This is a genomic window from Streptomyces daliensis (assembly GCF_054782395.1).
On sequence record NZ_BAAGSO010000010.1, the window covers coordinates 1 to 12026 of the forward strand.

Consider the following 12026-nt stretch of genomic DNA (forward strand, 5'->3'; position numbering starts at 1 on the left):
ACATCTGGACCAAGACCGCCGACGAGATCCTCGAACGCCTCAGCTCATATCTGAACAGAATTCCCGACTCAGAAGACTAGGGCATGTTGCGGAAGTCCCGCCTGGCCCGCGGGGCCTGGCACGCACGCTCGCTGCGTTGTCGGGATCACCCGAGTACGCCCGGTACGAGGGCGACCCTCCGCCTTGCGATCGCACGCACCAGACCCCGCGGGCCCCGCCCTCCGGGCGGACGGCGCTACTTCCGCAACACGCCCTAGCCGCGCACCGGCCACCGGCGGTACGGGGTCAGGCGCTGCGCGGGATCAGGCGTCGGCCTGGCCCGGTATGTAGGTGCCGAAGCTCCACACGTTGCCCTCGCGGTCACGCGCCATGTAGTCCCGCGCACCGTAGTCCTGGTCCGCGGGCTCCGTCAGGATCTCCGCGCCCGCCTGCCGCGCCCGCGCGCAGTGCGCGTCCACGTCCTCGACGGCCACATAGACACCCACGGGGCCCGCGCCCTTCATCGCCTGGACGAAGGCGCCCTCCCCGCCCTTGCTGCCCAGCATCACCGTGCCGCCGCCGTGCGTGAGTTCGGCGTGGAGCACGGCGCCGTCCTCCGCCTCGTACACCCCGGCGACGGTGAAGCCGAAGGCGTCCTTCAGCTGCGCGATGGCGGCCTGCGCGTCCTCGTACAGCAGCGTGGGGCAGATCGTCGGTCCGCCTGCCATGCCGATCACCTTCTTCCGCTCGTCAGAACCTGCTAGCAGTCTCGCAGCGGCCACTGACAATCCCGCCCGTACCGCCGCTGAGCGGCGCGGGAGCCCCGGCCCGGCGTTCCGGGGGCCCGGTCCCGGTATCTCGATTATGGGCGGAATAACACGCGACGGCTCATTCGTTCCCTCGACGGCCGGGACCAGGGCAGAGCCGTGCCGGGCTGTGCCGGGCTCCGCCCTGGGAGGTGCGCGGGAAGGCGCGGGGGACCGCCTGCGGGAAATCCGGTTGCGGCCCGCCGTTAGACTGGTGGCATGTCTTGCCTCCTCGTGCATTAGCGGTCGTACGTCCACCGTCGCCCGACACCCAGTCCTCGGTCGTCCGTACGTCCGTCATCCCTGCCTTGGAGCCTTCGTGATCACCGCCACCGGTCTTGAGCTGCGCGCCGGAGCCCGCGTCCTCATCGAGTCCGCCACCTTCCGCATCGCGCGGGGCGACCGCATCGGCCTCATCGGCCGCAACGGCGCGGGCAAGACCACCCTCACCAAGTGCCTCGCGGGCGAGGCCGTGCCCACCGCCGGCACCATCACGAGCAGCGGCGAGGTCGGCTATCTCCCGCAGGACCCGCGCACGGGCGATCTCGACGTCCTGGCACGCGACCGCGTCCTGTCAGCGCGCGGGCTCGATTCCGTCATCCGCAAGATGCGCGAGAACGAGAACCGCATCGCGTCCGGCCAGGGGGCCACCCGCGAGAAGGCGCTGAAGCGGTACGAGCGCCTGGAGACCGAGTTCCTGACCAAGGGCGGCTACGCGGCGGAGGCCGAGGCCGCCACCATCGCGGCCAGCCTCGGACTGCCCGACCGCGTGCTCGGCCAGCCCCTGCACACCCTTTCCGGCGGTCAGCGGCGCCGGGTCGAGCTGGCCCGCATCCTCTTCTCGGACGCGGACACCCTGCTCCTCGACGAGCCGACGAACCACCTGGACGCGGACTCCATCGTCTGGCTCAGGGACTTCCTCAAGACCTACCGCGGCGGCCTGATCGTGATCTCCCACGACGTGGCGCTCATCGAGACCGTCGTCAACAAGGTCTTCTATCTCGACGCCAACCGCGCGGCCATCGACACCTACAACATGGGCTGGAAGCAGTACCAGACCCAGCGCGCCGACGACGAGAAGCGCCGCAAGCGCGAGCGGGCCAACGCCGAGAAGAAGGCGGCGGCGCTCTCCTCGCAGGCTGCCAAGATGGGCGCCAAGGCGACCAAGGCCGTCGCGGCCAAGAACATGGCCCGGCGCGCGGAGAAGCTGCTCTCGGGGCTGGAGGCGCAGCGCCAGGACGACAAGGTCGCCAAGCTGCGCTTCCCGGAGCCCGCGCCCTGCGGCAAGACGCCGCTCATGGCCGAGGACCTGTCGAAGTCGTACGGCTCGCTGGAGATCTTCACGGGCGTCGATCTCGCCATCGACAAGGGCTCGCGGGTCGTCATCCTGGGCCTCAACGGCGCGGGCAAGACCACCCTGCTGCGGCTGCTCGGCGGCATCGAGGAGCCGGACACGGGCAAGGTCGTCCCTGGTCACGGCCTCAAGCTCGGGTACTACGCGCAGGAGCACGAGACGCTGGACCCGGACCGCACGGTGCTGGAGAACATGCGCTCGTCCGCGCCCGACATGGACCTCGTCGCGATCCGCAAGACGCTGGGCTCCTTCCTCTTCTCCGGTGACGACGTGGACAAGCCGGCCGGGGTGCTCTCGGGCGGCGAGAAGACGCGGCTGGCGCTGGCCACCCTCGTCGTCTCCTCGGCCAACGTGCTGCTCCTCGACGAGCCCACGAACAACCTCGACCCCGCCAGCCGCGAGGAGATCCTCGGCGCGCTGCACACCTACACCGGCGCGGTCGTGCTCGTCACGCACGACGAGGGCGCCGTGGAGGCGCTGGAGCCGGAGCGGATCATCCTCCTGCCCGACGGTGTCGAGGACCTGTGGGGCGACGAGTACGCGGATCTGGTCGCCCTCGCGTAGGCGTCCCCCGCCCGCTCTCACCCACTTCTGACCGCCTCCACCCGCTTCCCGCAAGGGCCCGGCCGCCGTCGCGCGCCGGGCCCTTTCCCGTGCCGCGCCCGTTCGCGGACGCCCGTGTCAGAGCTTGATCAATCTCTTCTGGATCATTCGGCCGACGCGTGATCCTTCATCTGAGTGAGGGTGGCTCGTACCTCGGCGTGCCTCCGCGCCGGGCGTGCGCGACTGCGGGATGCGCCGTCCGCGACGCGGGCGTGAGCCGGGTACGCCGCGCTGACCTGCCCCTTCGCGGAAGCACCGTCGCGCGAGGCCACTCACAGCTCAGCGGAATCAGTCGTTCCGGCCGAATCGGGTCACCCGTCCACGGGCGAGGCAGTTCGACGGACCTTGCCGAATGGGTGGCCAGAAGTGGGAGGAGGGGTGATCATGAGAGTCACAGAGCGCACTTCCCATGAGGAGGCACGGGTGGCCGAGACTCTGAAGAAGGGCAGCCGGGTGACCGGCGCCGCGCGCGAGAAGCTCGCGGCAGACCTCAAGAAGAAGTACGACTCCGGTGCGAGCATCCGGGCGCTGGCCGAAGAGACGGGTCGTTCGTACGGGTTCGTCCACCGGATGCTCAGCGAATCCGGCGTGACCCTCCGTGGTCGCGGCGGAGCGACCCGCGGAAAGAAGTCCGCCTCGTCCTGACGGGTGCTGCCCCATGTTCCGGCAGGGCTTCCACGTATCCGATCCCGGTGGTTACTCTTCAGTTAACTTAACTACGGAGTAACCACCGGAGGATGCGCGATGACCCTGCTCGACAAGGACGGCGTACGGCTGACCGTGGAAGGCGCCGTGGCCACGGTCACGCTCGCCAACCCGGACAAGCGCAACGCGCAGTCGCCCGCCCTGTGGCGGGCACTGACCGAGGCGGGACGCGTCCTGCCCGGTGACGTACGCGTCGTCGTCCTGCGCGGTGAGGGCAAGTCCTTCTCCGCGGGGCTGGACAGGCAGGCGTTCACGCCCGAAGGCTTCGACGGCGAGCCGTCGTTCCTGGACATGGCACGCGGGCCCGAGGCCGAGCTGGACGCGATCATCGCCGAGTACCAGGAGGCGTTCACCTGGTGGCGGCGTTCCGACGTGATCACCATCGCCGCCGTGCAGGGGCACGCCATCGGCGCGGGCTTCCAGCTCGCGCTCGCCTGTGACCTGCGGGTGTGCGCTGAAGATGTCCAGTTCGCCATGAAGGAGACCAGCCTCGGCCTGGTCCCGGATCTGACGGGCACCCACCCCCTGGTCGGCCTCGTCGGATACGCGCGTGCGCTGGAGATCTGCGCCACGGGCCGCTTCGTGCGCGCGGACGAGGCCGAGCGCACGGGCCTGGCCAACCTCGTCGTCCCCGGCGAGCAGCTCGACGGCGCCGTCTCCGACCTGACCGCCGCCCTCCTCGCCGCCCCGCGCGACGCGGTCATCGAGACCAAGGCCCTGCTGACGGGGGCCGTCTCCCGTACGTACGAGGAGCAGCGGGCCGCCGAGCGTGCCGCTCAGGGCCGTCGCCTCCGCGACCTCGCGGGGCTCTCTGACTGACGCGCGCGTCGCGTACGCGGTGGGCCGTACGTGGTGGCGGGCCCCCGCCCGCCACCACGCTCAGTCCTCGTGCTCCGGGAAGCCGTCGACGGCGGTGACCAGGATCGCGACGGTCACCTCCGGCACCGTGGCCACCGCCGCGCGGGCCGCGCGGGCGACGTCCAGCGCCCGGTGGCCCGCCGCGACGGCCAGTTCCACCTGGACGTGGCGCCCCTCCCGCCCGGTGATCTGGACGGCGTGAGCGGGGCCGTCCCCCGAGCCGTCACCCGAACGGGGGAAGGGGCGGCCCAGGACCGGGGCGAGCCGTGCGACTCCGGGTACGGCGGCGACGGCGTCGGCCACCGCCCGTACCGTCCCCTCTGTTCCCCCGCCCGGCGCCGCTTCCGTTCTCGCTTCCGTTTCCCCTTCCGCATCCGTCGCGGGGCCGGTCCCGGTCCCGGCGTTCCCGTCCGCCGTACGCCGTGCGTTTCCGTCCCACGGGTCCAGGAGGTCCGTCACCCGGATGTCCACCGCGGCCAGGCGCAGCCCCAACTGCCCCTCCGCGACGGCGAACAGCGCCGCGCGCAGCCGCTCCGTCACCACCGGAAGCGGCTCGCCGACGGGAACGGCGCACTCCGTCTCGACGCGGAGGGGGCCGGGCGGCAGCGCTGACGGCGGCGCGGGGACGGCCGGGGGAGCGGTGTCGCCGGGGTCCGCCAGGGAGATCCGGAGCGCATCGATCCGTACCCCTGACAGCGTGTGCGTGTGCGCGTGCGCGTACGCGGGCGTCGTGACGGAGCGGAGCGCGGCCCGTGCCGCCCGTTCCGTCAGCCATGCGCCGTCGGCCGCCCCGCCGAGTGGCAGCAGCCGCCCGATGCCGAGTTGATGCCGTACGGCCTGCGCCAGCCGGTCAGTGCCCACGGCGCTCACCCCTTCCGTCTCTTCTTCGGCTTCCGGCTCCGGCTTCCAGTTCCCGCGTGGGCGCCGGGGAAGCGCGGATCACCCGTTCGGTATCCGTGCACGAGGCGCGATCGCGTGGACACGCTTAGTGTGAATCGCGGAGCGGCAGGCCGCTCTGTTTCCCGGATTCCTCGGAAGGGTGTGAAGGCGATGTCCGACACCGCGTCCCGCGAGCGTGCGAGCGCCGGCGCGTCGCAGGAGCCGGGACCAGGGCCCGGACCGGGTTCGGGGCCCGGTCCGGGGGCCCGCCGTTCCCACGGGGACGGCGCCGGACGGACGGAGCGGGGCCGTACGGTCATCGCGGACGGCGTCGTCGAGAAGATCGCCGGGCTCGCGGCCCGTGATGTCACCGGAGTGCACGCGATGGGCGGCGGTCTGGCCCGCACGTTCGGTGCGGTCAGGGACCGGGTACCCGGCGGCAGATCGGTGACGCGCGGGGTGAAGGCCGAGGTCGGTGAGGTCCAGACGGCGCTCGACCTGGAGATCGTCGTCGAGTACGGGGTATCCGTCCAGGAACTGGCCCGCACCGTCCGCGGCAACGTGATCAGCGCGGTCGAGCGGATGACGGGGCTGGAGGTCGTGGAGGTCAACATCGCGGTCAGCGACGTCAAGCTCCCCGACGGCGATGACGATGAGGACGAAGGCGACAGCGACGAGCCGGAGAAGCCGCGACTGCGGTAGTTCTCACGGTGCCCGTGCGGTGGCGGACCGCAGGGGCACCGCGAGGGCACGGCCCGGGCGCCGCACGGGCACTGAGCGAAGGAGCGCACGATGAGCATGGCCGTGGTCGGCATGATTGCCGGTATGGCGCTGGGCTTCGCCGGATTCTTCGGCGGATTCGGGGCCTTTCTGCTGGTGGCGGCGCTGGGCGCCATCGGCTTCGTGGCGGGCAGGTTCCTCGACGGGGACCTGGAGCCAGGCGAGTTCTTCCGCAGGCGCGACGACGGCCGACGCAGGTGAGCCGGTGTCCGGAGCGCGAGCGGTGACGGGACCGGCGGACGGTTCGGACCCGGGTGACGGCAAGAGACCGGGCCCGGTGAAGAGATCGGAGTCGGAGTCGGGGCCGGGGTCGGGAGCGGCGTCCGGCGCGAGCATGAGGGCGGACGTGGTGGCCGAGGGCCAGGGCGTGGACGGCGGCGGCGACTCCGTCGCGGAACGGGGCGAGACGACGATCGCAGACCGCGTGGTCGCGAAGGTCGCCGGGCGCGCCGCGCACGAGGCCCTGCGCACGGGGCCCGACGCGCGCAAGCTGCCGCGCGGGAAGCGCTCGGCGCCGCGCGCGACGGTGGACGTCCGCGAGTCGAGCGCACGCGTGAAGGTGTCGGTCGAGCTGGGCTACCCCTCCGACATCGGTGCCCAGTGCAGCGCCGTGCGTCGACAAGTCGCTTCGCGGGTACGGGAACTGGTCGGGATGGAGGTGCCGGACGTGGCCGTGGAGGTCGAGCGGCTCCACTCCCCGCATCTCGACGGCGAGACCCTCGGGAGGGTCCGGTGAGTGACGAGAGCACACAGCGGATGCCGACACTGGAGAAGGGCCCCGGACACGCCGCGCACGCGCGCGACGGCGGACGCGGCGGATACGGCGGAGAGGGCGGGGACGGCGGCGATCTGGAGCAGTCGGCTTCGGCCGCCGCGTACGAACCCGGCGAGGGAACCAAGGGCATCGGCGGCAGGGCTGCCCGCTTCTGGTCGGCGCGCCGCGTCCCCGCGGCGATCGTCGCGCTGCTGCTGCTCGCGGGGACGGGGGTGCTGCTGTACGACGTCGCCTCCGTACGGGCCGGGCGGCCCGGCATGGCCTGGCGCCGCACCCTCGCGGACGAGCTGGCGAGCAGGCGGCTGGACGACACCGCGCTGACCGTGGGCGCGGCGGTGGCCGCGGTGCTGGGGCTGTGGCTGCTGCTGCTCGCGCTCACGCCCGGACGGCGCAAGCTGCTGCCGATGCGCCGGGACGTTCCCCACGTACGCGCCGGCCTGGAGCGCAAGGCGGCGGCACTGGTACTGCGGGACCGCGCGATGGAGGTGTCGGGCGTCCAGTCCGTGCAGGTCAAGGTGAAGCGGCGCAAGGTGAAGGCGCGGGCGCAGTCGCACTTCAGGGACCTGGACGAGGTGCGCACCGACCTCGACGACGCGCTCGACGACGGCATCCGCCAGCTCGGCCTCGCCCGCAGGCTGGGCCTGTCCGTGCGCGTACGACGGCCGGGGAAGAAGCGGTGAGCGGCGCGGGCGTTCCCGTGCCGAAGCGGAAGCCGAAGCCGAGGGTGAGGTGAGCGGGATGCTGCGTGCTGTGAACCGCGTGCTGCTGGGCCTGGTCGGAGTGCTGCTGCTGGCACTGGGGCTCGCCCTGCTGCTGGGCGGCCTCGACCTGGCGAGCCGCTGGGGCCTGGACCTGCCCTCGGCCTGGCCGTGGCAGGACCCGGACGATGTGGCGCTCTCCGACGGCGACCGTACGAAGTGGCGCGCCGAGGGCTGGTGGTGGCCGGTCGTGCTCGCCGTGCTCGCCGTCCTGGCCGTCCTGCTGCTGTGGTGGCTGCTGGCGCAGTTGCGGCGGCGCAGGCTCGGCGAGGTCCTGGTCGACAGCGGCGACGGCGCGGGCGCGCTGCTGCGCGGGCGCGCGCTGGAGGATGTGCTGGCGGCCGAGGCCGAGTCGCTGAAGGGCGTCGGCCGGGCACGGGTCGCCCTGACGGGGCGGCGCTCGCAGCCGGGCGCGCGGGTGGGGCTGCTGCTGGAGCCGCACGCGGAGCCGGGCGCGGCGGTACGGCAACTGGGCGCGGAGGCGCTGGAGCACGCGCGGGCCTCGGCCGGGCTGGAGCGGCTGCCCGCCGAGGTGCGGCTGCGGTGTGCGCGGCACCGGGCCGAACGGGTCAGTTGACGGGTGCGCGCCGTGGGCGAGAACCCTCGCGGGCGGCGTCGCGCCGTGGCCCGCCGCACCTCGCGTCGTGCCCCGTCCGGGACGCGACGCGGGGTGCGACGGCCACACCGTCGTCCGGTCGTCGGAAGTGCGGAGGCCCAGAGGCTCAGAGGCCCAGAAGCTCAGAAGCCGTGCGAGGAGCCGCCGTCCACGGGGAGCATGAAGCCCGTGAGGTAGGAGGCGGCGGGCGACAGCGCGAACGCGGCCGTACGGCCGAACTCCTCCGGCTCGCCGTACCGCCGCAGCGGGATGCCGCTCTCGTTGTGGCGGCGGGTGGCCTCGCCGTCGCCGGAGAGCGAGTCCAGGTACTGGAGCCGCTCGGTGCCGATGCGCCCTGGCAGCAGCCCGAAGACGCGGATGCCGCGCGGGCCCAGCTCGGTCGCGAGGGTCTTCGCGTAGCCCGCGAGGCCGGGGCGCAGGCCGTTGGAGAGGGTGAGCCCGGGGATCGGCTCATGGACCGACCCCGACAGGATGAAGCCGATGACGCCGCCCTCGCCCAGCTCGCCCGAGGCGGTGCGGGCGATGCGCACCGCGCCCAGGAAGACCGTCTCGAAGGCGGACTGCCACTGTTCGTCGGTGAGCGCGTCGGAGGGGATGCCCGCGGGCGGGCCGCCGACGCTGATGAGGACGCCGTCGAAGCGGCCGAAGCGGGAGCGGGCCGCCTCGATGAGGCGGGCCGCGGCGTCCGGGTCGGCGTTGTCCGCCGCGACGCCCGCCGCGGAGTCCTCGCCGAGACGGGCAGCGGCGGCGGAGGCGGCTTCCTCCGTACGCCCTGAGACGATCACTTTGGCGCCGTCGGTGACAAGGCGCTCCGCGGTGGCGAAGCCGAGGCCGCGGGTGGCGCCTGTGATGACGTAGACACGGTCTTTCAGGCCAAGATCCATGGCCACAGTCTGCCTCTCGCCCCGCGCGCCCGCGCGGGTACCCCTCAGCTCAGCGCCCGCCCCGCGCCAGGGGTGCGTCGTGCGTGCCGGAGGCGTTGTCGTCGTCCGAGGCGGCGGCAGCCGGAGCCTCCGCCTCCGCATCCGCCGGAGCCTCGTCGGGCGGACCGCTACCGCCGTCGGAACCGGAATCCTCGGGCGAGGTCTTCGCCGCGAGGCGGTCGCGGCGCTCGCGGCGGACGAGGACGACCCAGCCGACCGGTACCGCTGCGGCGAACAGCCACCACTGGACCGCGTACGCCATGTGCGGCCCGATGCCGCTGTGGTCGGGCTCGGGGATCTGTTCCGGCTGCTTGCCCTTCGGGAGGGCCGACGCCGGGGACGTCTTCGTGAGCTGGAGGTACCCGCCCAGCACGGGCTTGCCGAGGGACTTCGCCTGCTGCTTGCTGTTGATCAGCATGACCTGGCGCGGCGGCAGCCCCTTGGTGTCCTTGATGCCGCTGGCCTCGCTGGTCTCGTCGGCCATGATCCGGCCTGTGACGGTCACCTCGCCCTTCGGCGCGTCGGGCACCTTGGGGAAGCTCGTGAGATCGCGGTCGGCCTCGATCCAGCCACGGTTGACCAGGACGGCCCTGCCGTCCTTCTGGACCAGCGGGGTGACGATGAAATAGCCGATGGTCTGCTCGTCGGCCGCCGTGCGGTGGCGGACGACGACCTCGTGCCGTGTGTCGTACGTGCCGGTCGCCGTGACCGTACGGAACTGGTCGTCCTCGGCGGGACCGCGTCCCACCCCGGTGAGCTTCGAGAACGGCACCGCGGGGGACGCGAGGCTGGACGAGATCAGCTCGTTGTGGGCGACCTTGTCCTCGTGGCGGTGCAACTGCCAGAAGCCCAGCTTGATCATCGCGGGGATGAGAACGAGGCCGAGGAGGGTGAGGATCACCCACTGCCGGGACAACAGGAAGCGGTACACGCCTTTGACGGTACCCGCCCCCCGTCAGCTCCCCGGCGCGGGGGCCACGTCCTGGAGGAGCTGGCTGAAAGCGGCCTCGTCGATGACGGGGGTGCCGAACGAGCGGGCCTTGCTGACCTTGGACGTGGGGGAGTCCGGATCGTTGGTGACCAGCAGGCTCGTGAGCCGGGAGACGCTGGTGGCGATGTGGAGCCCGGCCTCGATCGCGCGGTCCTCCAGCAGCTCCCTGTCCACGGAGGTGTCACCCGAGATGGCCACCCGCATGCCCTGGACGAGGGGGCCGCCCGGTTCATAGCGCCCGGGGTTCGGATAGGGGCAGGCGGGGCGCTTGCGCGAGGCGCGCCAGGTGCTGGAGTACGGGCGGGCGCCGCGATAGCCGTAGCCGCCGCCCGTTCCGTTGCCGCCGCCGTTTCCTTGGCTGCCCTTCACCACCGAGTCCGTCCACTCGGAGAGCGGCTGGCAGGCGAGCAGCGGGAGCCTGACCTGCTGGCGCGCCGCCAGGTGGAGGCTCGGCCGGAACGCCTCGGCCAGCACGCGGGCGTCGTCCAGCGCGTGGTGCGCGCGCTGCTGGACCACGCCGTAGTGCGCGGCGAGCGTCTCCAGCTTGTGGTTGGGGAGGGGGAGCGACAGCTCCTTGGAGAGCGCGATGGTGCACAGCCGCTGGCGCACGGGCGCGGTGCGCTCGGCCCGTGCGTACTCCCTGGCGATCATGGACCAGTCGAAGATGGCGTTGTGCGCGACGAGGACGCGGCCCTCCAGGCGGGCGGCGAAATCATCGGCGATGTCCGGGAAGAGAGGCGCGTCCGCGAGCATGCTCGCGGTGAGACCGTGGATCCAGGTGGGCCCGGGGTCGCGCTGGGGGTTCACCGGCGAATACCAGTGGTCCTCGACGTTGCCCTGGGCGTCCAGACGATAGACGGCGGCGGAGACGATCCGATCGTCTCGCGCGAGGCCCGTGGTCTCGACGTCCACCACCGCATAGCCGTCCGGATAGGCGGACGGCCATTGGGCGTCGGGCGCGGTTGACTGCGCGGGCAGTTGTGGTGTCCCGGCTGTCTCTTCCGGGAGTGCCGTCTGGTCTTCGAGCATGGTCCCAGAGAATACGGGGCCGGACTGACAGCGCTCGAAGCGCGGCGGGAGGAGCGGGTTCTTCCGCCGTTCACGGACCGTCGGAAGGGCCGTCGGAGGTGCCGCCCGAAGAACGGTCCGGCGAACCTGCGGAACCGTCGGTGCCGGGCGGCAGCAGGCCGTTGACGAGCGCACGCAGCGACGTGGTGAAGACCCGCTCCGCGTCCGGTGCCCGCGCCAGCGCCCGTGCGAGGGCCCGGTCGTCCTCGGCGGTCCGCGTGTCCCACAAGTCCGGTTCGCCCGGACGCTGTACGGGGGCGCGTTCGCGGTTGCGCTCCACCAGCACATGCCCGATGACCGTGAACTGCACGGCCCGCACCGCCTCGGCGGCGCGGGCCCCGCGCAGGCCCGCCGCGTGGACCTCGTGGAGCAGCGCCTGCTGGGCGCTCAGGAACATCCGCTCCGTCAGGCCGCGTTCGTGGACCATCGCGACGAGGTGCGGGCGCGCGAGGAGTTCGCGCCGGAGCGTGCGGGCGAGGGAGAGGACGCGGGCGCGCGGGGTGGCGCCGCGCGCCCGGATCTCGTCCAGCTCCCGCACGGTGCGCTCGACGAGCGCGTCCAGGAGGGACTCGCGGTTGCCCACGTGCCAGTAGATCGAGGTGACGGCGGTGCCCAGCTCGGCGGCGAGCTTGCGCATGGTCAGCCCCTGGGGACCGTGCTGCCGCACCAGCGAGGCGGCGGCGTCGAGCACGGCCTCGCGGGTGAGCGTGGCGCGGGGCTGCCCCGGAGCGGGGCGGCGAGGGGAGGGGGGCGTCGGCATGGTGCCCTCATTCTCAGCCGGACCGTGCGCGTGTCTTTACCCTTCGAGCGAGCCGTTGTAACTGTGTTACAGGCAGGGCGCCGGAAAGAGCGCGGAGGACCGGGAACGACGACCGCGGCTCCTCCGGCGGACCGGGGCTCCACCGCTCCACCGACACCGACGAAGGGTGGT

General features: G+C 72.6%; 14 protein-coding genes. 8 read left to right on the forward strand and 6 right to left on the reverse strand.

From position 1 onward, the window contains the following. Positions 1 to 302: 302 nt before the first annotated feature. Positions 303 to 716: a VOC family protein gene (locus ACYVOO_RS02965; RefSeq protein WP_461014121.1), complete on the reverse strand. Its 414-nt coding sequence runs from the start codon at positions 714 to 716 to the stop codon at positions 303 to 305. 388 nt (positions 717 to 1104) lie between these two features. On the opposite strand from ACYVOO_RS02965, the gene ACYVOO_RS02970 reads away from it, so the two are divergent. The 3 genes from ACYVOO_RS02970 (at position 1105) to ACYVOO_RS02980 (ending at position 4266) form a co-directional block, all read left to right on the forward strand. Further along, positions 1105 to 2703, forward strand: a complete 1599-nt coding sequence (locus ACYVOO_RS02970; RefSeq protein ID WP_461014080.1) for an ABC-F family ATP-binding cassette domain-containing protein — start codon at positions 1105 to 1107, stop codon at positions 2701 to 2703. Positions 2704 to 3165: 462 nt separating this feature from the next. Continuing rightward, the gene (locus ACYVOO_RS02975) at positions 3166 to 3387 is read left to right on the forward strand and encodes a helix-turn-helix domain-containing protein (RefSeq protein ID WP_016907245.1); all 222 of its coding nucleotides are present in this window, start codon (positions 3166 to 3168) and stop codon (positions 3385 to 3387) included. Between the two features lie 99 nt (positions 3388 to 3486). Continuing rightward, positions 3487 to 4266: an enoyl-CoA hydratase/isomerase family protein gene (locus tag ACYVOO_RS02980; protein ID WP_453349053.1), complete on the forward strand. Its 780-nt coding sequence runs from the start codon at positions 3487 to 3489 to the stop codon at positions 4264 to 4266. Between the two features lie 60 nt (positions 4267 to 4326). Here ACYVOO_RS02980 and ACYVOO_RS02985 read toward each other — a convergent pair whose 3' ends face one another. Next, positions 4327 to 5166 (reverse strand): hypothetical protein, encoded by an 840-nt coding sequence (locus ACYVOO_RS02985; protein ID WP_461014081.1) that lies wholly within the window; start codon positions 5164 to 5166, stop codon positions 4327 to 4329. Positions 5167 to 5355: 189 nt separating this feature from the next. Between ACYVOO_RS02985 and ACYVOO_RS02990 the strand changes: the two genes are divergently transcribed. The 5 genes from ACYVOO_RS02990 (at position 5356) to amaP (ending at position 8074) form a co-directional block, all read left to right on the forward strand. Then, positions 5356 to 5886: an Asp23/Gls24 family envelope stress response protein gene (locus ACYVOO_RS02990; protein ID WP_461014082.1), complete on the forward strand. Its 531-nt coding sequence runs from the start codon at positions 5356 to 5358 to the stop codon at positions 5884 to 5886. 90 nt (positions 5887 to 5976) lie between these two features. Then, positions 5977 to 6165 (forward strand): hypothetical protein, encoded by a 189-nt coding sequence (locus ACYVOO_RS02995; RefSeq protein WP_461014083.1) that lies wholly within the window; start codon positions 5977 to 5979, stop codon positions 6163 to 6165. Between the two features lie 133 nt (positions 6166 to 6298). Further along, positions 6299 to 6700, forward strand: coding sequence for an Asp23/Gls24 family envelope stress response protein (locus ACYVOO_RS03000; RefSeq protein ID WP_461014084.1), 402 nt, complete (start codon positions 6299 to 6301; stop codon positions 6698 to 6700). Further along, on the forward strand, positions 6697 to 7419 hold the full coding sequence (locus ACYVOO_RS03005) for a DUF6286 domain-containing protein (RefSeq protein ID WP_461014085.1): 723 nt from the start codon (positions 6697 to 6699) through the stop codon (positions 7417 to 7419). Before ACYVOO_RS03000 ends, ACYVOO_RS03005 begins: the two co-directional genes overlap by 4 nt. A gap of 58 nt (positions 7420 to 7477) precedes the next feature. Further along, complete coding sequence (gene amaP / locus ACYVOO_RS03010; RefSeq protein ID WP_461014086.1) at positions 7478 to 8074, forward strand: alkaline shock response membrane anchor protein AmaP; 597 nt, start codon at positions 7478 to 7480, stop codon at positions 8072 to 8074. A 161-nt stretch (positions 8075 to 8235) separates the two neighbouring features. Here the strand turns inward: amaP and ACYVOO_RS03015 are convergent, their stop codons facing one another. The 4 genes from ACYVOO_RS03015 to ACYVOO_RS03030 form a co-directional block, all read right to left on the reverse strand. Continuing rightward, positions 8236 to 8997: an SDR family oxidoreductase gene (locus tag ACYVOO_RS03015; RefSeq protein ID WP_461014087.1), complete on the reverse strand. Its 762-nt coding sequence runs from the start codon at positions 8995 to 8997 to the stop codon at positions 8236 to 8238. 49 nt (positions 8998 to 9046) lie between these two features. After that, positions 9047 to 9967 (reverse strand): SURF1 family cytochrome oxidase biogenesis protein, encoded by a 921-nt coding sequence (locus tag ACYVOO_RS03020; protein ID WP_461014088.1) that lies wholly within the window; start codon positions 9965 to 9967, stop codon positions 9047 to 9049. Positions 9968 to 9991: 24 nt separating this feature from the next. After that, on the reverse strand, positions 9992 to 11056 hold the full coding sequence (locus ACYVOO_RS03025; RefSeq protein ID WP_461014089.1) for a DEDDh family exonuclease: 1065 nt from the start codon (positions 11054 to 11056) through the stop codon (positions 9992 to 9994). 70 nt (positions 11057 to 11126) lie between these two features. Then, a complete protein-coding gene (locus tag ACYVOO_RS03030; RefSeq protein ID WP_461014090.1) occupies positions 11127 to 11855 on the reverse strand; it encodes a TetR/AcrR family transcriptional regulator in 729 nt (242 codons plus the stop codon). Between the last annotated feature and the right edge of the window lie 171 nt (positions 11856 to 12026).

Excerpts from the sequence above, each read along its gene's own strand:
- ACYVOO_RS03030 (WP_461014090.1), bottom strand. The coding sequence starts at position 11,855 with ATGCCGACGCCCCCCTCCCCTCGCCGCCCCGCTCCGGGGCAGCCCCGC.
- ACYVOO_RS02990 (WP_461014082.1), top strand. The coding sequence starts at position 5,356 with ATGTCCGACACCGCGTCCCGCGAGCGTGCGAGCGCCGGCGCGTCGCAG.
- ACYVOO_RS02995 (WP_461014083.1), top strand. The coding sequence starts at position 5,977 with ATGAGCATGGCCGTGGTCGGCATGATTGCCGGTATGGCGCTGGGCTTC.
- ACYVOO_RS03025 (WP_461014089.1), bottom strand. The coding sequence starts at position 11,056 with ATGCTCGAAGACCAGACGGCACTCCCGGAAGAGACAGCCGGGACACCA.
- ACYVOO_RS02980 (WP_453349053.1), top strand. The coding sequence starts at position 3,487 with ATGACCCTGCTCGACAAGGACGGCGTACGGCTGACCGTGGAAGGCGCC.
- ACYVOO_RS03015 (WP_461014087.1), bottom strand. The coding sequence starts at position 8,997 with ATGGATCTTGGCCTGAAAGACCGTGTCTACGTCATCACAGGCGCCACC.
- ACYVOO_RS03000 (WP_461014084.1), top strand. The coding sequence starts at position 6,299 with ATGAGGGCGGACGTGGTGGCCGAGGGCCAGGGCGTGGACGGCGGCGGC.
- amaP (WP_461014086.1), top strand. The coding sequence starts at position 7,478 with ATGCTGCGTGCTGTGAACCGCGTGCTGCTGGGCCTGGTCGGAGTGCTG.